This window comes from Sivoneniella epilithica UHCC 1019 (genome assembly GCF_040830845.1).
GTDB lineage: Bacteria > Cyanobacteriota > Cyanobacteriia > Leptolyngbyales > Leptolyngbyaceae > ULC077BIN1.
This window is the reverse complement of the sequence record NZ_JBFPDP010000011.1, coordinates 118,032-137,509: the sequence shown is the minus strand read 5'-3', so window position 1 is coordinate 137,509 and position 19,478 is coordinate 118,032. Positions and strand designations below refer to the sequence as shown.

Genomic DNA, 19,478 nt, shown 5'->3' with positions numbered 1-19,478 from the left:
GTCAAATCGCATTCAAACACACTGAACTGCATCCATTGCCCATAGGATTTGAGGATTTTATGAATCTTCGTGCGGCGTTTGTCTTCAGAAATGTCGTAGGAGATCACGAGGTGCATAAAAGTTTTGAGTGTTGAGTTTTAAGTTTTGAGTTGTAATAAGTTTGAGTGTTGAGTTCTAAGTTTTGGTGACAATTTTGATCTATATGTCGGATCATTCAAAACTCAACATTCAAAACTCAAAACTTAAAAACCTGATTACTTCAATACCAACGGTGGATATTTATCAGTTTCATCCATCAGATATTTTGCTAATAGCCGCGCTTGAATTTCAAATGACTCTTGATAAGGGAATTGATTTTTCAGAACTGGATGCGTGAACTTAGTCTGCTTTTTCTTCTCATACTGACGCAGAAAAGTGCGTAATCCTTCTGGCGTAAGGGAAACAGCCCCACTGAGCGGTTCTGTGGTGAAATCTTCTGGAACGAGCAGTCGATTGTTCAACGTACTCAATACCACCGCATCAACCACCAATGGTCGAAACTCTTCCATCAAATCTAGCGCCAACGATGGACGACCATAGCGCTGCACATGTAAATAGCCGAGATAGGGATCGAAGCCAACAATGTTCAGTGCGCTTTGAACATCATGGCGAAGCAGCGCATAGCCCAAACTCAACAGCGAATTCACTGGATCGATAGGCGGATGGCGATTGCGGGTCTTAAACTCAAATCCTGCTGCTCGGATAAGTTGATTGAAACAGCTAAAGTATGCAGCGCTGCCACTGCCTTCTAATCCTCGTAAAGAGTCGATTGAATCGGTTTTGTCGATTGGCGCGATCGCCTGTTCCAAGCGCACCAACGCAGATTGAAAATTGAGATCTGTTCCTTCACGCTGCCGCCGCAACAGCGCTGTGCGATAGTTTTTCAGCTTGCCGCGCACAAATCCACGCACTAAATGAACGGCGCGATCGGTTGTCCCTGCTGCTTTCCACTGCGCCGATCGCACAAAAATATTTTTGGTCAACTCCGGCTCCAATCGCCCCAAATATCGCCCCATGTGCGTTAGGAAGCTCAGCGGGATTTTACGTTCTAGTAACTCGATTACCACGGCTGGAGAAACAGTGGCGCGTCCTAAAATAACGACTCCATCCAGCTTGATCAAAGGAACATCTTGGAGAGTTTTCTTGTTTGCTTTCACGGTCAATCGCTCATCAGTTTTGCCAATAAACGCATCGTCTTGAGTGATGTAAAGTGTGCCCATGGGTTAATAAGTTTTGAGTTCTTAGTTTTGAGTTTTGAGTTGGAAAGCGTGAAAGAGTTTTGAGTTCTTAGTTTTGAGTTTTGAGTTAAGAAGAAGGGGGTTGTTGAGGTCTAAATTTTGAGGTTTCAGATGGGGTAAATTCAAAACTCAAAACTCAAAATTCATCACTTCATTTCATTTTCTCTACGCTTCTCGGTAGCGTTTTACTTTGTCTGCGGCTTTTGGGAGGCACTGTTGATAAAGGCTGCAACCTTTACAGCGCTGGGTATAGATGGCGGGGGGCATGGCTCCGGTGTCGAGGATTTTGGTAACGGCGGCGATCGCGGCGATCGCGCTTTGCCTCAACTCAGCAGAGATCTCGACGGGTTGACGTTGATGAGAATGAGCATAGTAGATGTAGCCTAATGTCACGGGTTGTCCAGTCATTTCTTCTAAACACAATGCTTGGGCGCAGACCTGCAACTCATCGTTGTCGAACTCGCCCCGATGTCCACGTTTATATTCCACCGGAATCCAGCGCCCATCGATCTCTTCAATCAAGTCGGCTTTACCAATCAATCGATGTTGTTCCGATTTCAGCCACACTGCCCGAATCTGCCAGGTTTCTTCTCGCTGATTGTCGCCCACTGTATGAACGCGATCGTGAAGGCTAGTGCCTTCAATGGTGTATTGATTATCGACAAATCCACCGAGGCAATACATCCGCCAACATCGATGAGAACAGTAGGTGTAGTGGTTGAGAGCCGCGATCGGAATGTAGTCGGTCATAAAAGTTTTGAGTGTTGAATGTTGAGTTTTGAGTTGGGAGGGATAAAAAGTTTTGAATTTTGAATTTTGAGTTGGGAGTTGGGAAAGTTAGAAATGTGTTTTTAAGTTGAGGGTGTTTAAGTAATGGCGGAGAGCATTATTCAAAAGAAGAGTTTTCACTTTGCTTTAAATGTCATTAGCCTTTATCGGGAGTTGCAAGAGCATCGAGAATATGTGTTGTCTAAGCAGTTGTTGCGAAGTGGGACAAGCATTGGAGCAAATGTGGAGGAAGCAACAGCGGCTCAAAGTCGGAGAGATTTTGTGTCAAAAATGGCGATCGCATCAAAAGAAGCACGCGAAACTAAATATTGGCTTCGACTACTGCAACAATCTCAACTAGTCGCTATTGACCTCACAAATGCAATCGCTCAGGTCGATGAACTAATCCGCATCCTCACAGCGATCGTCAAAACCACAAAAGATTCCTCCTAACTTGAAACTTCTCCAAACTTCTTAATTCAAAATTCAAAACTCAAAATTCAAAACTAAATCCGCCTCACCATACCCATTCCCATTGGGGTCTTCCGCCCTACCCCTGCGTACATCGCAAAATCTGCTAGCGTGTTGAGTTGCTTAATCGCGATCGCGTCTGCATCACCTAAAATTCGATAGCCAATAGTGCCCATACAGCCTGCCCACTTGCCTTCTGGATGAGTGATTAGTTCGGTACGAATGTCGAAAAAGCTGGGAAATAGATATTCAATTAGAGTTTCGGAAAATGGGCGATCGCTATAGCGATTCCAGCGGCTCAGCAGGCTGTTGAACACACAGTCTCGCGTCGGCAAAGCGGAGTCATACTTTCCTTGCCGAAATGTCGCAGGCGTACACAGGGTAAAGGATAGCTGACGGCTCGTATCCGATGCTTGATCATACAGTTGAGCGTAAGGGCTAAAGTTTGCCCAAGGCTGAGTTGATTGGGCGGTGCCGAGAATGCTAGTGATTTGCAGATCTGCTGAGCCTAAGTGCCAGGGATGGCTAGAGTTGATGTTGAGCCAGAGGGGGGTGAGATGACTAAATAAGGTGTCATCTAATAAGGAAATGCGCCACCAGCAGGGAGTCCCAGCGGGAATTGGGTGGGAGTGCTGGTATTGGAGAAAGTCAAGTGAGTTTTGAGTTTTGAGTTTTGAGTTTTGAGTTAAAGTTCCTAACTTAGAACTTAAAACTGAAAACTGAGAACTGACTTGTAGCGGGCTAAGGGTAAAAGCTTTCTCTTTTTGCTGCTCGTGCAAGCGATCGCCCAAGGCTTGATCAACCGAACTCACTAACGTCAAAAACAATGCATGGAGATGTTTACCCGTCAGATAACCCGGTGCGATCGGTGAGCTAGGCAGTAAATTGAGAACTAAACTATGAGGCATACATATCACCCTCTAAACCGATATTGCATCTGAGCCGGAATTTGCAGATCTTTGATGCCTTCAAAGGTGTAGTATTCACCGTTCATTCGCACGTTGCGGATGAGGCTAACGGGCGGCATATTCACGGTGTCATAACTCAGAACCTGGTTAGAAAACATCACATCTAAAGGATTGAGTGGATAGGGATAGGTAAACATAGCAGATTGATGTTGTTTGGGCTTTAGCAACTCTTCCAGTCTTACCTCAGCCTTACTCATCCACTTCCCTAACCGAATCCACTTTGGCAAAGTGAGAGGCTTTTGGGAGATGATGAAGCACTCGAACTGACTTTCCGGTGCAATTTCCTTTGCTCTGCCAAAACTGGGGATATTCTTTTGCGTCTTTTCCATCTCAACGTGATAGTTGTTGTTGGCATATTTCCAGGTATTGAGAACAGCCGCATGATGAACGGCTCTGGCTGGAGTAACGTAGATTCTCTGTTGATTAAGCGGCGTGAGATGTTCCTCGTATTTAGGCACTTGTTCGGGGCAGAAGTAGCGGTAGGAGTGTTCTTCAGAGACAGTAGTGGAATGGCGATCGCTATCCACCAAACCCAACGCATAGCACAAAGCGTAGTTGTGCAAGATAGGTTCGGTTTCATACAATCGCCCAATCTCACGAGTGGCAAAATACATCGAGTCGTGAAGTTCCAATGTACAGCGATAAAAATGAGTCATAATGATTACCCTGCCTTTCCAGCCGCTTTCTTGGGCTTTTCAACATACTGGGTGAAGTAGGCTTTTGATTCTTTATCAGCCTGAGCCAGAACTGCTTTGATTAACTCTTCATTTCTGGTCAAGGTTTTGATTTCGTCTAGCAGAGGCGTGAAACTGTCTCCAATCAAATCGGTGTGAACGATAAATTCTTCTGCCATGAGGCTTGTAAGAGTAGATTTTGCGGCAGCGGTCACGTCATCTTCATCTAAAGGATCAGGAGAATGCAGCGTTCCATTGGTCTTCATCGCATCATAGATTGCCTGAGTCCAGCGCAGGTTGCTGACAATTTCTCCATCGGCGAACACCACACCAATCAATTCGTTGCGAACCCGTCCGGTGCGAGTGGTTTGTGCTCCATAGTGCCGAGTTCGCAGAATGTTGTTGCAAACATAGAGAAAAGTGGCTTCAGTGGGATCTTTGAGCGTGACAATACTAGGAAAAAAGACTTGAGGACGAATGTGATCTTGCTGATTGATACGGCTTGTGACAGTGCCTTTCTCACTCATTGTGCCGTTCTCAAATGGAGCGTTCAGCGTAAAAGTCTCATGGGATTCATCAAATGGTGTGATTGAAAATGCCGTATCGACTACTACTTTTGATTTCTCAGAGCCAGAATCACCGATCGCAAAACCATAGATGATGCAATCAGGATTGTTCATGGCGAAACTGACGTTGTATTCACACTCTTCAGGTGTCATCAAACCGTAGTTTCGCAGCAACTCTCGACCGACTAAACGTTCGGGCGTAGACTGCTTGCGTTTGAACATCGTCAGACGACTGATGGGAGTTGCTTCGACAATTCCGGCTCGGACACGAGCTTTGTTCAATTCACTGTCAGTCTGGAACAGGGGGTAGGATTCCGTCACGCGGATCGTCAGGAAATGTACATATTTCCCCATCGGCTTGTAGGGAATTTGGGTGTGGAAGAATTTGGAATCGAGAGTTTTTAGCAATGGCATGGTTGTTCTCCAATGTGGTTTTGTGATATTGCCCTGAACTGAAGTTCAAGGCTCATAGCTGAAGTCCATTGAGATGGACTAAACTGTCTTTACAGTCCTCTTGAGAGGACTTTTGCTATGAGCCAGGAAATTAATTTCCTGGCGGATCCCAACGCTCTGGTGCGTCATCAGCATTCGTGACTTCCTCTAAAGCTGAAATCAGGGTTCCTTGGTCATGATGTAATTTCTGGTTATCTACATAAGCAACTGCCTGCTCTAATTGTTTACGTCCCAAAGAGAAAACACCATAGCCAGCCTGCCAGCAAAAATTTTTGGATGCTGGCGATAAAGTATGATTGGCATAATGAGAACTACTCCCTTTGATATTTTTGACAAATTCAGCAATCGCCAATGTTGGTGGAATTGAAGCAATCAAATGAAGATGATCAGCAGTACCATTAATTGCATGAGTAATACATTTAAGGGCATCTGCTTTACCGATGATGTAGTTGTAAAGACCAGCCTCTTGTCTTGAATCAATGAGAGGCTCACGCTCTTTTGTTGCCCAAACAAAGTGATAGTAAAGCCGCCAGAGCGCCATCAGCTTTGCTCCTCTTCTGAATCGTCTATAAGATCATCATCTGAAGCCTCATTGAACAGTCGGCGTTCTTTATAATGTTCCAGTCGATAAAGGTATTCACAGGTATTCAAGATATAATTCAATTGCCGCCCCTGAAGGCTTGCACGATCTTCACCGAAGGATTCCTTGAAAACCTGCCTAACAAAATATTCGGCGAAGTCATGAATCGCTGCCAATTCTGCTTCTGGATTCCCGATAACCCAGTGTCCCTCCGCTGTTGAAGAATGAACTCGTTTCATTAACTGCATCAGTTCACTTGCTACCACATCAACTAGAACCTCAATGCCGGAGCTAGAGTGACCTTTCAGTACTACTTCAGCAGCTAGTTTAACGGGTTTCAAAATTGAGTTTGATGCAATGGATTTCTTACCCTGTTTTTTCGCATGTCTATAAAACTTGCGGAATCGCAGAGTTAGCTCCCTTGGATGATGTAAAGGAGATAATTCAGTCATTTTCCATTCCTCTAACGTATGGTTGTATGTTGCATGGGGATCAAAACAAGGGTAGATATGGCAGGCATAAAGCTTGACTCGTTTCATGCCAACGCCTTGATCTCGTAAGCGAGCTAAACGATCTAGATAACCAAAAACGCTTAAAGGTGTAGTCTCTAGATCATTTGCAAGAGTTGCCAATTTGCCCCAATTTGCTTCGTAGCCTCCCTTTCCTTGCTTGGCATTCACATCTAGATGGATGGCATAGGCAGCAGTGAGCGCCGTCAATGGAGCCGATCGCTTAGTTCCATCCGCCGTTTTCCAGCCTTCCAAAATATGGTCGAGCCGAAATCGATCGTTGCCGAGCAGCACTCGAAAGGCTTGCGGCGCACTGTCGAGGAACACCGTTTCCTCAAACTCTGCACCATCATTAAATGGTGGAATCGGTGACTCAGAAACTACGGTTTTGACATCCAAAATCATGGGAAAGGCAAGCGCCAACCAGGCAGGCATCACCCAAGATTCGGTGTCGGTCGGATCTTTTCCCGGTGGCAGCGCCATAAAGTAGAACGTCAATGGCTTGTCGTCAGGGTAGGCGAGTTTGAAGGTGCGATCGCGCTTAAAATTCGGGTCATTCTCATCTAGATTTTTCTTACGCTCTAAGTCATCGTCGATCAAGAAAGTATCAACGGTTTGATAGCGATCGCGCCCAAAATCTACATCCAAATCTCGACTGATAAAATGATTGCGAATACTAGTATCAAAGCGAGTTTGAGCAATACCGCTATAAGCCTTCTGCAAAAACTTATTGGTTTCTGGCGTGAAATAGTAGGTCGGATAAAAGTAGAGATATCGGTACTTACCATCTTCAAAGCGTTTGCCCACTGCCTGAGTTTGGTTCATCAAAATCTGCCGCAACATCATCTCAATTCCGGCAATGCTGGAGATGTTGCGTTTAGCGTTGGAACCGCGCAAATGCTGTTTGTTAGTGTAAACCTGGGGAGTGAATAACACGGCGGATTCCATTTGCTCGGTGACAGTGTATGCCGAATGGGAAATTGAGCAAATCAGTTGCCGTCCGCGTCCAGACTTTTTAGCATCGTTGTATGCAGAGAGTTCTCTAAGGAAAATATCGACTTGTTCGGTAGGCGATTGTGCTTGAGTATCGCTGGGTAGCATGATGACGCGATCGCACCATTCCCTTAAGTCTTTCCATTCGTCAGGCAATTCATATTGTCTAACGATGGGATCAATGACTTCTAACCATCGATTTACTAACTGTTGGGAAATTTCGCGGACATTCTCTAGCCCTGGATTATGTTCAAGATATTTTGCAGCGATGTAGTACCAATCATATGCAATCCCTCCAGTATCCTTGAGTTGCTGAAAATTTCTGATTGCAGCAGTATGTTCAGACAAGCCCAAGAACTGTATCGCCTCTGCCGTAAGATCTAGTGTGGGAAGTGGAGGAAGCTTTTTGTCCTTTTTCAATAAAGCTTTGACTTTATCGAGATACTCTTTCCAGAATTTCCCAGTGACTAAAGCTCCCAGTTCAGCTAGATGATCAATCCGAATATCTTCTGGAAAGTTGGTGTTAATATTCTCAGGTAAAGCACCTTTACGTTTAAATTGAGCCAGGTTTGCAGACTTATCTGCTGATTTGCTAGTTCTAATTTTGCTGGGAACTGCATCAACAGCAAAAAGGAGTAAGCCCTGAATATCAAAGAATAGATTATAGTAGTCAGCATATTTCATGCAGATATTGCCGCGACTGAAGCCGACTTTTCTATCCTGAAGCTGCTTTGCACAGAGCTTTTTGATGTCAGCAACAATGCGATCGCTCAAGCCATCTCGCTCAACCTTTGGTGCATCTCTACGAGCTAAGTAGATTACACCTGTGGGCAAATACAACAGTGGCTCATAATTAGTGCGATCGTCTGTATTCAGGCTGGTATGCGCGTCAACGAGGGCATTATTCACCACATTGGTCAGCACACCCCGATTCTCGGAAATACTGTGATAAGTAAATTTCAGTTGCCCATCGCTGAGGTTATGCAGTAAGTCATTGAGGCGAGTGTTTTCAGCATCGTAGGGATGTTTGACGATCGAAGCTAAAGAATCTGCTAAACAGGTTAGGTCAGAAAGGCTCCGTAGAGTGCGATCTTTCAGTGTTGGATTGAGTCCAAACTCAGAGAAGTTCCAGTTAGTATCCCACCGTCGCTGGGCGTTATATGCCATGCACAGCAGATCATCGATGTAGTTCTTGTAGAACGTTAGATCATCGGGATTGATGAAGCGATCGAGTCCCAGTTGTTTCGCTTTCTGATCAATGATTTGCCGATGAGCTTCTAAGGGCAACTTGCGGCAATCATCGGGCGCATCAGGGAATTTCTCAAAGTCATGCAGAATAAAGCCCGAAATCACTAGTCGTCGTTCTCGTTCTCGTACCACACGCTTGACGGTTGTATCCATGTCTGCCAAGCGGCGTTCGATCAGATTCGCTGGAAATAAACCATTGAGTAAGTGAGTGTTGAGCGATTGATCCGCTGCATTATCTCGCCGAACTTTAGCTTTGCCTTCAGCTTCGTTTTTGCGATCGAGTTCATCGAAAAACTTACCCCCCTTAGCAGTCACCCCGATCGCTACTTGCAATAAATTCGGCAACACATACTTTGCAAAGTCCCGCATCACCGCATCATCAGGATTTTGTGATTGAATCGCTTCCCGCAACAGCTTGAGGGTCAGGAGTTCGCGTTGGGTTGAATTGAGCGCGCGATCGCTTTCCTCATCAAAGCCAAAATCGCCTTCCAGGAAATCAAAATCATCAGGATTCTGCGTCATGGTTTGCCTCTAATAAGCCAATAAAATTCTCTACTTGCTGAGCATACAAAGGATAATCCACCAAGATTTTGCTGAGTATGGCAAACAAAATCTCATAGTCAATTTCGTAATATCGATGCGCCAAGCGATTTCGGAGCCTGCCAGAATTAGCAAGCTGGTTTGCAAGTTCTCCCGAAATTACTCCATAACGACTTAACTCTTGAAATCTAATTGCATTGGAGGGAATTGGGAATCCAAACTGTTCCTTCAGCAAGTGATTATTGATGTCGATCGCAGCTTGAACTGTAATTTCTAACAGCCTTTCTGCTGCTCGTTGCATATATCGACTGCTGAGGAAATCTTCGAGGCTCATTGATGCCAGAGGTTCAATTTCGTCCAAGTAGTCAAGAATCAATGCCAATCTAAGACGAACTGAATCAAAATCAAGCGTCATAGTCCCCGCACCTTGAGCTTGCTTCTAACAAGCTCACGTAGATCTTTACGAATTTGCTTCATCTTTGCATCACTTTTGAGATGTTCTTGCCGAAATTTTTCAAATAGCCCAGGCTCACGTTCATAAATCGCTAAACCATCACGGGCGATCGCATGAGCTAATAGCTCCGAAGCATCTTTCAGATCAATCCAATCCATCTCGTCATCGCCTAAACCAAGAGTTTGCTGAATTACACCCCAAGATCGATAGCAGTTCCATCCCTTACCTGGTTCATACTGCTGGCGGAGTTCTTCATCAAACAGCAGGGCAAAATCCCAATCACTGGATGGGAAATGATCGCCTCTGGCTCTGGAACCAAAGAGAACCAGCAATTTCAGATAAGGAATTTGTTCCAGGATTTGTGGAATGGCTGCTTGGATATCGGCGATCGATAAATTTAAACCTGGCATCACAAGGTCTCCTGCAAAATTGTCTCAATGTTTACCTTCAGATTTGGTAAATCCTGCTCCACTATTTTCCAGACAATTTCTAGGTTGACTCTGAAATACTCATGAACCAAGATATTTCTGAATTCAACGATCGCTGCCCACGGAACTTCAGAATGCTGATCTACTAGCGCATCTGATAGACTATTTGATGATTCGCCGATGATTTGTAAGTGATGCACAATCCAAATCTGAATCAATTCGTCTTGCAGAAATTCAGCCTGCCCCTGAATGGCGTAACGTTCAATCTGGTTGATTGCCTCTAAAGTATCCTGCAACCGCTCGCGATCGCTTCTCATAACAGCACAGCCTCTTTCAAAACCTGCTCCCGAATCCGCTGTTTGAGTGCAGGCTCTGTTGCCACATCAACCTTGCGCCCCAATAGCTTCTCCAAATCCAAGACTAGACCAGCCGGAAACCAAGCACTAATTTTGTCCAGCGAATAGTCTACAAGTAAATCAATATCGCTTTGTTCATCTGCCTCACCCCTAGCTACCGAGCCAAAGACCCTAACATTGAAGGCTCCATGTTTCGCAGCAATATTGAGAATTTCCTCCCGCCGACTTTTCAGGAGTTGGGCAATATCTGAACTTGAATGAGTGGTCATACTGTTTCACTCCTTGACATTAAACTGTGACTTTTTTGAAGATTGTTTTTGATAAAAAAGAGGGAAGCGGTGAAAGGTTTAATGGCTTAAAGTTTTTGGAGTTTTCATGGCTTGTACTCAGCTATCTAAGATAGGGAGTTATAGTCTGCTTACGCCTGAACTTAATGCCGAAAGCTATTCATGAGCTTCCCTCTATTGTGCGGAATCATTACAGAGGTAGTAAATGATTCCGCATAGATCAACTTAACGAGACTAGGCTTTGAGCAATCGATAGCGATGCTGAAGCCCATCTCTCTCAGTTTTAATCAAGTAGCCTTTGTCACGTGCTTCTTTGATTGTGGCTCCAAAGCGCCAACCAACTTTGGTAGCTAGTTCTTCGCCCCAGTGCCAGTCATGATCCGAAAGAACGTCCAGCAGAAGATCTAGCTTTGTTTGTTTGAGAGTTCGCATATTTACGATCCTGAAATTAGTAAAGGTTTACTTCCGTAGGGAGTAGTTTGATTTACTACCTCTCACCCCGACGATCAGACGTTAACTCAAGCGATAGCCGATGGCAAGTGCTTCCAAGACCTATTTAACTGGTCAAATATGTCGAGACTTGATAGCGCTGTGGTAGCCTTGAGTCAGCGGAGGCTTCTAAGAAATAAGTTTCTGAGAGGAAAGAAACCCTTACAGGGATTGAAACAAATACGTCTGCACTTAATGGCGTAAGCTGTTTTCCTCCGCATAATCTACCTAAAACCCTTTCAGGGATTGAAACTAGGCGATCCATATTTCGCCTCCCTTACTTTTCAACTGATATGCCAGCGTATCCAGCAGCAGCGCGCTTTGCCCAAATGCGATCGCGTAGGGTGCCACCGCGTCATGAAAACTATAGTTATCGCTGATTGGGTAAATCTGGAAGTGCATCGGCAGCCGCAATCGTTGCCGCACCTCACTCATCGGACGAGGCAAAACATAGCTCACCAGTGCGCGATCTCGCAGCTTTTTATTGATCTCCCCCGCCCAACGATTATCGGGTTGCCAAATCTCAACTCCCTTCAACATCTGCACTTTCCACGCATCTGCCACACCTTCTAAAGTGCCAGGAAAGTGAAATTTCCAGTTCAGTCGCTCCTCACGATACGCCTTGAGTTTCATAAAAGCGAGACAGTGAGCAAATCTGCCTTTGGGAAGCGGCTGTTTGGTGCGTTTGGCAGTGGCTTCGAGCGATCGCAAAAATGCCTCTTTTGTCCAAAGCTCAATTTCCAAATTCCCTAAAATTCCCGGCAAATCATAGGTTTTGTAGCGATCGGCTTCATGGCTCTCCGTCTCATCGTAAATGCCACACTGCAACGGACTCGAACCCCGGAAGCTACAGGCATCTTCTGCGATCGGGTTTCCGGTCTTCTGTCCAGAAAACTGCTTCCACTCATCTGCCCATCTAAAGACCCGCCCCGCAACCGATTTCAAACTTGTATCAAACACCGTTTCACAGGCAGTTTGAAACTTCTCTCGACTGTCCGCATACTGTTGCTGGATCGTTTTGTGGTTCAAATCAGCACACAGTTTGAAGGATTGCACCGCGCCCCAGCGTTTGTAGTAGCCGCGAAAATCATTGATCTGACGATACTTGTCGTTGATGGCAGCGTTGAGAAAAGGGCGATCGTACACAGTTACATTGATCAAAGCTGGTTCATTGCCTAAGAACAATCGCTCCACTAGGAAATTAGGAACTAACGCATAGGCAGTAAATCCATCAAATTGAATCGACTGTCCATCGCGATCGTAGCCATCATGCCGTCCTAAGCGTCCTAACCGCTGGATGAAATTCCCAGCATCGGAGGACTCAAAGATCAGAAAATTGATTTTGAAATCCACCCCCACATCGATCGTGCTAGTGCCCAGAATCAGATCTGCCGCAAGTGAATTTTCCCGCTCCGTCTTTCCCGAAAGCCCAGTATTCTCACTCACCCTTAACCCATAGGGTTGCATCAATGCTTGAAAAAACGGGGTCAATCGTTTCACAGCCGCGATCGAATTGAGAATAATGGTGCCCTTACTTCCTGGATGTTGCTGAAACTGTTGCAGAATCAACTCAGCATTTTCCTTGAGCCAGGTTTCAGACGATTTCGCTATAGGTTCTAAGGGGACAAAGCTCAAGTCAATTGCTCGTGCAACTTGCCTCCAGCCGTTATTTTTAAGTTGCTGCTGTTCCGGCATTTCAGGAAATTGATATTTGTTTTGCTCCAGCGGATCAATCACTCGACAGCGGAATCCAGCATCTTTAAAGCGTGAAATCATTTGCTGATCTGGAGTTGCCGATAGGAATAGAAACTTTTTACGGCGATTAGTTGCTCGGATTAGCAACATTGTGTTGATCACACTCGCCACTTGGGGCGCGGCATAGACATGGAATTCATCAAAAATGAATAAGTCAAAATCTTTATCGATGCGATTCCAAAGCTTATCAGGACTATCACCCTTTGCTCCCTTGATGATGTAGGCACCTCGATGTAAGTAGTGAAAAATATCAGGGTTAGTCAGAAGGACTTCCCGTTGCCCCGTCAGCGTTTCAATGGCTGCGCTTTTCTTTAATCCCTCGTTCTCAGCATAAATTTCTAACTCTGCCCCACTCAATCGCGTCACTCGTGGGTCATTCGGCGGCTGAAAATCTGCAATATACTTGCGAGTCTGGGTTTCCTGGTCACGGGCAAGTTCGTTTGTTGGGTAAAGGGCGATCGCATTGCAATCTCCCTGCAACACCTCTAGAAATGCCGCCAAACTTTTACCATCGCCTGTCATCGCAGTGTTGAATACAACATCAATCTCTGGGTCGCGTAGCGCTTTTAACGTCTCTGCCTGGTGCCACGCCAGCGACCAACCCGGCGGCAACTTCACCCCTTCTGGCATAGCAGTAGCAGGGCAAGAGTAAACAGGTTTTAGCATAATTTTATAAGTATCAGTCATGGCAATTCCAAAGTAGGGGCAGTGACTTGACAGAACGTTAGCTCAGACTCAATTTGCAATTCTGCTTAAACTTTTTAAATCCGAGGTAAAATGTACTTACGAAAAATACTATTACACATTTTTTCTGCTAGTGCAAGTACATTATTCACTCTTCCTATAGAATGCCCAGAAAGAAAGAAACTCTAACGCTCTCCGTGCCAACCGGGACAAAGGCTGCTCTAGACGCGATCGCCCGTCGTCTGAAGATCTTTTGGGGCAATAATCCTAGTCCGTCCGGGTTGGTGGGCGCGATCGCTCAAGGTAAACTGGAAGTCGGGCAACCGTTCGGGTTGAGTGCTGCCCAAGTGTTGGCTTTGCGGCAGGCAATTCGGGCTTTAGTGGATGCTGGACAATTGGAAGAAGCTAGAAGTGTAATTACACTTTTGATTGAAAAGGGGAATCTGAAATCTCCCATGCGCCAAGACTTGATGCAGCAGGTTAGCCAACCGATGGAAGGCTGGCGAATTCAGCTTGATCAATTGATCGAGCAGCAGCAAACGTTTCACCTGCTCTATCAGAATTCTCAGGGTCGAATGTTGGAATACACGGTGCGCTATGCCGAAGTCATATTTTACGAAAAGCGCTATTACCTCCAGATTTGGTGTGACGAAACCGAAGATAGTCAAAGCTTACCCGAACTCCAGCACAACCGCTGTTTTCGGCTCGATCGCATCCAATCGATTTTCCCAATTAGCGGAGAATGGCGCGGCAGCTTTGACACCATTGAGGTGCAGCTAGAGTTCTCAGGCTGGTTAGCTCGTGCCTATGAGCCAAAACCAGACGACATCTCAAATGAACTCGTCGGTAATATGCGTCAAGTGACGCGACGGATCACTAATCCGTTTTGGCTGATTCGAGAGGTGTTTCGCTATGGCGAGGATTGTGTGATTGTGTCGCCTGACAGCGTGCGCGATAGCTTCAAGCAAAAGTTGAGATCGCTTTGTGAACACTATGAATAGCAAAAGTATCCTTTTTGAGTCATAGAAATCCCTCGCCTACTCTCATTTTGGATCAAATTCTGGATCAAACTAATTTGCGATAAAAGTTACTGCCAGATTTGACAAAGCGGTGTAAATTGTCGTTAATTAACCCAGCATTAATCTGTTTTGCCATCTTCCATGCCAGAAAGGAGCCGCGAGTGAATGCAGCCGAGCAGGCAACTAGCCTGGAAACTGCCAGTAAAATAGCCGCGATCGTCAATTTATTTAAGGCTGAGTTTCCCGATGCGCGGGCGGACTTAAAGCCTTGGGCAAATGATCCGGAGACGCGAGAATCGGTTGATCCGGAGTCGATCGATTTGGCGTTTCATTTGCCAGGATTTTCTCGATTATTTCAAAGTCGAAGTATTTTGATCCAGATTCGGTTTCATACCGATGGATTAACGTGCGATCGCCAAGTGATTGGGGCAGAAATGGCAGGTTTTGATCATCGGGGCAAACAGTGGAGGCTTTCGACGATTGAAAATTGGCTATTTGAGGGAAATTGTAGTCCGGTCGATCAGGTGCGCGATCGCCTGAAGGGTTTTTTGAAACAATCCCTGGAGTTGTTCAATTCGCTGGAGTGCTAAAGAGCGATCGTTTTTCTGGAAAATGAGGATTCAGAAATCCTGCACAGTTTTTTAGCAAAAAGGATTTTTTTATCAAAGTCGCTAAGCACTATGATTGAATAGCGATTGACTCGTGCCACCCACTCCATCGTATTTTTGATAGTTTCGGAGAATTTATATGCTCACACTCAAGATTGTTGTGTACATTGTTGTTGCCTTCTTTGTAGGGCTGTTTATTTTTGGCTTCTTGTCTAATGACCCATCTCGTAACCCAAAACGCCGCGATATGGAATAGCCAATTTCTAGCTTTGTCGCATAAGTGTCACTGGGGCGGTGGTTTTCCGCTGCCCCTGTTTTACAGTGAGACAGTTCCCACTGGCTGTATCCGTTTAATGTTTGCTTAAACTATGCCCTATCCGGTGCCCCCCGAACTGCCGCCTTTATATTCGTCCCCCGCTCCTGAGACGAATCGCTGTCCAAAATTGTCTTTGTCTGGCTCCGCAATCGCACTGGCAGACGCTGTGTCCCCGACGATTGCCCCACCTGAGAGTACACGCTCTTATTTAAGGACGGCGACTCCGCAAAATGACTCCCTTGTGGGAATTGCGTCATCCACACTCTCACCCCTGCAAAACAAGTTACCGCTTCAAACGATTGAATGCGTGCCATCTTCAGGGAACGTGACCAAGCCATTAGCTATAGCCAAACCGTTATCTATATCAGTCAAGAGCATTGCTAAGCCGGAGACTAAGCTAGAGACGAACCCAGCGAGTAGCCAGCCAGCCAATAGCTCATCTAAACTAAACGCGATCGCTGTACCAAAACCGATCACTCCGGCGAGAGGAGCCATCCAGGTTAAGAAACAAAATAAACCAGCGGTTGGATCTAGAGCTACGTCGAAAGTGCCGCCGAAGAAGATCGCTCCGCCAACCGCGATCGCGCCATCACGCATTGCTCCAACTAAAATCCCAGCTAAGACCCCGGCTAAAACCTTAGCCAAAACCGCAATACCTCAACCCGATGCGTCCTACAGCATTTCGGGCGTGAGCGGTAAACTGCCTCAAACGGCTGAAGCAGCAGTGATGAAAAAGCTGGATCATGCCTTTGTTTTTGATCAGTTAATCGAAGTTTACGATGCGATCGGATCACTCACCGCCAAAGATCTAAGACGGCTAGCAAGGCGATCTCCTCGTCAAATCATTCCCCGCATCACAGCCCAAGTTCCTGATGCTTCAACACCGCCTCAATCTCCCACTGAAATTCTGATTCCTCCAAGTAGTTCTCCATCTGGCAGTTCTCCATCTGATAGTTTTCCGTCTAATACGCCTACAGTGCCCACCTTGCCCAGTGAGAGTCCTGCAAACCTAAATTCTGCTCCGCTTGTTGATCCACTGCCAGCCGATCCAGCGCCTAGTTTAAGTCCACGGCAGATTACTAATGAGACCGTTACCAGCCCAACCGTTAATCCAGTGGAAGTCACGGCGGATCGGTTAGATTATGACGAGCGCAATCAGGTGTTTACTGCCGAAGGTAACGTGATCATGCGCTTTCGGAATGGGCTAGTAGATGCCGATCGCGTTCAGGTGAATCTAACCAATCGGATTGCCGTAGCAGAGGGTAATGTTGCCTTTACCCGTGGACAGCAAGTGCTGCGGGGGCAACGGGCGGAACTCAATTTTGTTCAGGGCGTTGGTAGCATCCAGCAAGCACGGGGAGATATTTATATTCCCACCGCCGGAACGGATCTTTCTATTCCAGCCGCTACTGATGGCGTAGCGGAGACAGTGTTGGGTCGTCCAGCGAGCGATCGCATCACCTCCCAACAGCCCCTACAAAATCCGGGTGGTGCTGGCGGAGTTTCGATCTCAGCCGGAGCCGGACGAGATGTCACTCGTGTGCCGGGAGGATTGCCCAGAGGCGGCGAACTGAAGCGTCTCCGGTTTGAAGCCGAACGGATTGACTTCACGCCAGAGGGTTGGGTTGCCACCAATATTCAAATTACCAATGATCCTTTTTCGCCGCCAGAACTAGTTCTCAAAGCAGAAAAAGCAACCCTAACGCGCCTATCTCCATTACAAGACGAAGTCAAGCTGACTCGTCCTCGGTTGGTGTTTGACCAAAACTTTTCCCTCCCATTTTTGTTCTCGCGTACCGTTCTAGATCGTCGCCAACGAGATGCCGCGCCATTACGCTTTGCCTATGATGCTCAAGATCGCGGTGGGCTTTACTTAGAAGGAGTTTTTAATGTTTTACAGTCTCAGAAGCTCTCTTTAACCCTGTATCCTCAGATTTTCATTCAACGAATGTTTGATAGTCGCCAAAGTGGTTTTGGGCTGGGTAATCCCAACAATTACGGTTTAAGAACCCGGTTAGATGCGGAGTTGAGTCCTAGTACTTTTTTACGAGGATCGGCAGCACTGACCAGTTTTGATCCAGCAGAGTTTGAAGATAGCCTGCGTGCTAGTGTGCGAGTCCGCCAAATTTTAGATACGCCGATTGGTCCTCATACTTTGGCGCTTGAATATAGCTATCGCGATCGCTTATTCAACGGCTCCCTCGGCTTTCAAACCGTGCAAAGCAGCATCGGATTGGTATTTATCTCTCCCAATATTTTGTTGGGGCGATCGGGCGTTGTTTTAAACTATCAAGTGGGCTATCAATCGATCAATTCAGACACCGATCGCCTCAATTTGATCTCACCCACCAGCACCAATAATCGGGTTAATTTAGGACGTTTTCAATCCTCTGTTGCAGTGAGCAAAACGTTTCCTCTGTGGGCAGGGAAACCACTGCCAGCCACTCGCGATCAAGGTCTTCGCTTCACTGCAAATCCAATTGTGCCCTATGTCAACTTCAATGTATCTCTGCGCGGAGTCTATAGCAACTATACAAGCGGTGATGTTCAGCAAAACTTATTTGCCGTTGCGGGGCTGGGAGGGCAATTTGGGCATTTTTCCCGTGATTTCTTAGACTACACTGCCTTTAGCGTTTCCTACAGTCAAGCGATCGGGAGTGGTGAATCTCCTTTTCTGTTTGACCGAGTAGTGGATACTCGTGTCGTGGCTATCTCATTCATTCAGCAGATTTATGGTCCATTTCGCGCCGGATTCAGTACAGCAATTAGCTTGGACACCACCGATCCTATTAGTACAGATTATTTTTTGGAGTATAGCCGTCGCACCTATGGCGTTATTTTGCGATATAACCCAGTATTAGAAATTGGTTCCATTACCCTTCGGATTAGCGACTTTAACTGGACTGGAACAGCCGATCCCTTTTCTGGAACGGGGGTTACTCCGGTGGATGGTGGCGTAACACAACCCTCAAGTTTTTGAGTATTAATTTTTGAGTGTTAAGTGGAAATTTTCAGTGGGAAAATGGAGCGGTTTTATCATCAGTTTTTTGCCGTAGCAACTATTCTAAAAGAGCCTCCAGCAAGTTGTGAAGATTATGACCAATTCCGTTGAACACATTCAACAAGAGATGGCTCTACTCGATCGAGCCGTGTCAACGCTAGCGGAGGCGTTTCAAAATGCTTACGCAGACTATCTGTCAGCGTTGGGGCAAGCTGTGCGAAAACAGCATGTTTTGGCGGCGTATCAAGTTTGCACTCAAGGCTATCCGCAGCAGTTTTTAGGTTTATCGGTTAGCCAACGGCAAGAATTACAGCAAGGATTACGAGATTTGGCAAAACAAGCCCAAGCCAAGCTTTTGGAGCAGTTACGTTCATCTCAGCGAGAGAAACCTTTAGAAGATTTGGAACCGCCCACGATCTCGCAAAGTAGTTCCTTCCTAGAGGCGCAGCTACAACCCCCATTAGAGGAAATACTTGCTAATAGCGATGATTTAGGGTCTACTCACTCAACTGTTCACTCAACTGTCGAACAATCTGCACCCCAAGAAATACCGCTTCCTCTAGCGCGATTGGTTCAATGGCAAATTGGCATTGAACAAGGGATTAATAGGGAACTAGCCGCCATTTCTCATCAAACCAATCGATTGTTTCAGCAGGCGAATATCTTACCCGGTCAACTGCCTGATGCACTATTGCAACATGCTAGTAAAACAGAACTGGCGGATGGAGTGCCGCGATCGCCCAATTTACTGAATGTGTTAGTGGAAGCTGTCAATAATGCAGAGACAAGGGATGAAGAAGAGGGAAAAGCTCCCGACCTTTTGCAAGTGTTAGCGATTCATCTGCGATTAGTAGAAATTGAATTTGCAGACACCCCAACGATGGCGGCTCGGAGCAAAATTAGAGAATTGACTGCTCGATTGAAAAAGCTAGGGCAAGACTATCGCAAAAAACAACGGGAATATGCGATCGCTGCCGCCCAAGATGCATGGCGCGCCAGTTGGTTTGAAGACTAAACCAGAGAAATCGGGCAGC

20 protein-coding genes are annotated in these 19,478 nt (G+C 46.1%); 6 read left to right on the top strand and 14 right to left on the bottom strand.

Features of this window, described 5'->3' with window-relative positions:
• From cas2 to cas4, 3 genes are all read right to left on the bottom strand, one after another.
• On the bottom strand, nt 1-116 hold a 116-nt coding region (cas2, locus tag AB3R30_RS09595; RefSeq protein ID WP_458648956.1), incomplete at its 3' end, for a CRISPR-associated endonuclease Cas2.
• 138 nt (nt 117-254) lie between these two features.
• Complete coding sequence (gene cas1d / locus AB3R30_RS09590; protein ID WP_458648954.1) at nt 255-1,259, bottom strand: type I-D CRISPR-associated endonuclease Cas1d; 1,005 nt, start codon at nt 1,257-1,259, stop codon at nt 255-257.
• Nucleotides 1,260-1,442: 183 nt separating this feature from the next.
• Entirely contained in the window at nt 1,443-2,027 is a 585-nt protein-coding gene (cas4, locus tag AB3R30_RS09585) for a CRISPR-associated protein Cas4 (protein ID WP_458648953.1), read from the bottom strand.
• Between the two features lie 123 nt (nt 2,028-2,150).
• Between cas4 and AB3R30_RS09580 the strand changes: the two genes are divergently transcribed.
• Nucleotides 2,151-2,498 carry a four helix bundle protein gene (locus AB3R30_RS09580; RefSeq protein WP_458648952.1) on the top strand — a complete coding sequence of 116 codons (348 nt, stop codon included), beginning with the start codon at nt 2,151-2,153 and terminating at the stop codon, nt 2,496-2,498.
• A gap of 53 nt (nt 2,499-2,551) precedes the next feature.
• Here AB3R30_RS09580 and cas6 read toward each other — a convergent pair whose 3' ends face one another.
• The 11 genes from cas6 to cas3 form a co-directional block, all read right to left on the bottom strand.
• Nucleotides 2,552-3,424, bottom strand: a complete 873-nt coding sequence (gene cas6 / locus AB3R30_RS09575; protein WP_458648951.1) for a CRISPR-associated endoribonuclease Cas6 — start codon at nt 3,422-3,424, stop codon at nt 2,552-2,554.
• A 5-nt stretch (nt 3,425-3,429) separates the two neighbouring features.
• Nucleotides 3,430-4,140 carry a type I-D CRISPR-associated protein Cas5/Csc1 gene (cas5d, locus tag AB3R30_RS09570; protein ID WP_458648950.1) on the bottom strand — a complete coding sequence of 237 codons (711 nt, stop codon included), beginning with the start codon at nt 4,138-4,140 and terminating at the stop codon, nt 3,430-3,432.
• Between the two features lie 5 nt (nt 4,141-4,145).
• Entirely contained in the window at nt 4,146-5,138 is a 993-nt protein-coding gene (gene cas7d, locus AB3R30_RS09565; RefSeq protein ID WP_458648949.1) for a type I-D CRISPR-associated protein Cas7/Csc2, read from the bottom strand.
• Nucleotides 5,139-5,268: 130 nt separating this feature from the next.
• The gene (gene tnpA / locus AB3R30_RS09560) at nt 5,269-5,718 is read right to left on the bottom strand and encodes an IS200/IS605 family transposase (RefSeq protein WP_458648948.1); all 450 of its coding nucleotides are present in this window, start codon (nt 5,716-5,718) and stop codon (nt 5,269-5,271) included.
• Complete coding sequence (cas10d, locus tag AB3R30_RS09555; protein WP_458648947.1) at nt 5,718-9,029, bottom strand: type I-D CRISPR-associated protein Cas10d/Csc3; 3,312 nt, start codon at nt 9,027-9,029, stop codon at nt 5,718-5,720. Before cas10d ends, tnpA begins: the two co-directional genes overlap by 1 nt.
• Nucleotides 9,013-9,462 (bottom strand): type VII toxin-antitoxin system HepT family RNase toxin, encoded by a 450-nt coding sequence (gene hepT, locus AB3R30_RS09550; RefSeq protein ID WP_458648946.1) that lies wholly within the window; start codon nt 9,460-9,462, stop codon nt 9,013-9,015. The genes cas10d and hepT overlap by 17 nt, the downstream gene beginning before the upstream one ends.
• Nucleotides 9,459-9,911 (bottom strand): type VII toxin-antitoxin system MntA family adenylyltransferase antitoxin, encoded by a 453-nt coding sequence (gene mntA, locus AB3R30_RS09545; protein WP_458648945.1) that lies wholly within the window; start codon nt 9,909-9,911, stop codon nt 9,459-9,461. Before mntA ends, hepT begins: the two co-directional genes overlap by 4 nt.
• Nucleotides 9,911-10,246 carry a HepT-like ribonuclease domain-containing protein gene (locus tag AB3R30_RS09540; protein WP_458648944.1) on the bottom strand — a complete coding sequence of 112 codons (336 nt, stop codon included), beginning with the start codon at nt 10,244-10,246 and terminating at the stop codon, nt 9,911-9,913. Before AB3R30_RS09540 ends, mntA begins: the two co-directional genes overlap by 1 nt.
• Nucleotides 10,243-10,554 (bottom strand): nucleotidyltransferase family protein, encoded by a 312-nt coding sequence (locus tag AB3R30_RS09535; protein ID WP_458648943.1) that lies wholly within the window; start codon nt 10,552-10,554, stop codon nt 10,243-10,245. Before AB3R30_RS09535 ends, AB3R30_RS09540 begins: the two co-directional genes overlap by 4 nt.
• A gap of 252 nt (nt 10,555-10,806) precedes the next feature.
• Entirely contained in the window at nt 10,807-11,004 is a 198-nt protein-coding gene (locus AB3R30_RS09530; protein ID WP_458648942.1) for a hypothetical protein, read from the bottom strand.
• A gap of 309 nt (nt 11,005-11,313) precedes the next feature.
• The gene (gene cas3 / locus AB3R30_RS09525; RefSeq protein WP_458648941.1) at nt 11,314-13,503 is read right to left on the bottom strand and encodes a type I-D CRISPR-associated helicase Cas3'; all 2,190 of its coding nucleotides are present in this window, start codon (nt 13,501-13,503) and stop codon (nt 11,314-11,316) included.
• Nucleotides 13,504-13,664: 161 nt separating this feature from the next.
• Here cas3 and AB3R30_RS09520 point away from each other — a divergent pair, with 161 nt between their 5' ends.
• The 5 genes from AB3R30_RS09520 to AB3R30_RS09500 all read left to right on the top strand — a co-directional run bounded on the left by AB3R30_RS09520 (nt 13,665) and on the right by AB3R30_RS09500 (nt 19,459).
• A complete protein-coding gene (locus AB3R30_RS09520) occupies nt 13,665-14,501 on the top strand; it encodes a helix-turn-helix transcriptional regulator (protein ID WP_458648940.1) in 837 nt (278 codons plus the stop codon).
• A 179-nt stretch (nt 14,502-14,680) separates the two neighbouring features.
• The gene (locus tag AB3R30_RS09515) at nt 14,681-15,109 is read left to right on the top strand and encodes a hypothetical protein (protein ID WP_458648939.1); all 429 of its coding nucleotides are present in this window, start codon (nt 14,681-14,683) and stop codon (nt 15,107-15,109) included.
• Between the two features lie 157 nt (nt 15,110-15,266).
• Nucleotides 15,267-15,383, top strand: coding sequence for a photosystem II reaction center protein I (locus AB3R30_RS09510; RefSeq protein WP_458648938.1), 117 nt, complete (start codon nt 15,267-15,269; stop codon nt 15,381-15,383).
• A gap of 112 nt (nt 15,384-15,495) precedes the next feature.
• Nucleotides 15,496-18,423 (top strand): DUF3769 domain-containing protein, encoded by a 2,928-nt coding sequence (locus tag AB3R30_RS09505; RefSeq protein WP_458648937.1) that lies wholly within the window; start codon nt 15,496-15,498, stop codon nt 18,421-18,423.
• 115 nt (nt 18,424-18,538) lie between these two features.
• A complete protein-coding gene (locus tag AB3R30_RS09500; RefSeq protein ID WP_458648936.1) occupies nt 18,539-19,459 on the top strand; it encodes a hypothetical protein in 921 nt (306 codons plus the stop codon).
• Nucleotides 19,460-19,478 lie beyond the last annotated feature (19 nt).

Coding starts and splice junctions, on each gene's coding strand:
- cas7d (WP_458648949.1), bottom strand. CDS start 5,138: ATGCCATTGCTAAAAACTCTCGATTCCAAATTCTTCCACACCCAAATT.
- AB3R30_RS09510 (WP_458648938.1), top strand. CDS start 15,267: ATGCTCACACTCAAGATTGTTGTGTACATTGTTGTTGCCTTCTTTGTA.
- AB3R30_RS09535 (WP_458648943.1), bottom strand. CDS start 10,554: ATGACCACTCATTCAAGTTCAGATATTGCCCAACTCCTGAAAAGTCGG.
- cas10d (WP_458648947.1), bottom strand. CDS start 9,029: ATGACGCAGAATCCTGATGATTTTGATTTCCTGGAAGGCGATTTTGGC.
- AB3R30_RS09500 (WP_458648936.1), top strand. CDS start 18,539: ATGACCAATTCCGTTGAACACATTCAACAAGAGATGGCTCTACTCGAT.
- AB3R30_RS09580 (WP_458648952.1), top strand. CDS start 2,151: ATGGCGGAGAGCATTATTCAAAAGAAGAGTTTTCACTTTGCTTTAAAT.
- mntA (WP_458648945.1), bottom strand. CDS start 9,911: ATGCCAGGTTTAAATTTATCGATCGCCGATATCCAAGCAGCCATTCCA.
- AB3R30_RS09505 (WP_458648937.1), top strand. CDS start 15,496: ATGCCCTATCCGGTGCCCCCCGAACTGCCGCCTTTATATTCGTCCCCC.
- cas3 (WP_458648941.1), bottom strand. CDS start 13,503: ATGACTGATACTTATAAAATTATGCTAAAACCTGTTTACTCTTGCCCT.
- tnpA (WP_458648948.1), bottom strand. CDS start 5,718: ATGGCGCTCTGGCGGCTTTACTATCACTTTGTTTGGGCAACAAAAGAG.
- cas1d (WP_458648954.1), bottom strand. CDS start 1,259: ATGGGCACACTTTACATCACTCAAGACGATGCGTTTATTGGCAAAACT.
- cas5d (WP_458648950.1), bottom strand. CDS start 4,140: ATGACTCATTTTTATCGCTGTACATTGGAACTTCACGACTCGATGTAT.
- AB3R30_RS09520 (WP_458648940.1), top strand. CDS start 13,665: ATGCCCAGAAAGAAAGAAACTCTAACGCTCTCCGTGCCAACCGGGACA.
- cas6 (WP_458648951.1), bottom strand. CDS start 3,424: ATGCCTCATAGTTTAGTTCTCAATTTACTGCCTAGCTCACCGATCGCA.
- cas4 (WP_458648953.1), bottom strand. CDS start 2,027: ATGACCGACTACATTCCGATCGCGGCTCTCAACCACTACACCTACTGT.
- hepT (WP_458648946.1), bottom strand. CDS start 9,462: ATGACGCTTGATTTTGATTCAGTTCGTCTTAGATTGGCATTGATTCTT.
- AB3R30_RS09530 (WP_458648942.1), bottom strand. CDS start 11,004: ATGCGAACTCTCAAACAAACAAAGCTAGATCTTCTGCTGGACGTTCTT.
- AB3R30_RS09540 (WP_458648944.1), bottom strand. CDS start 10,246: ATGAGAAGCGATCGCGAGCGGTTGCAGGATACTTTAGAGGCAATCAAC.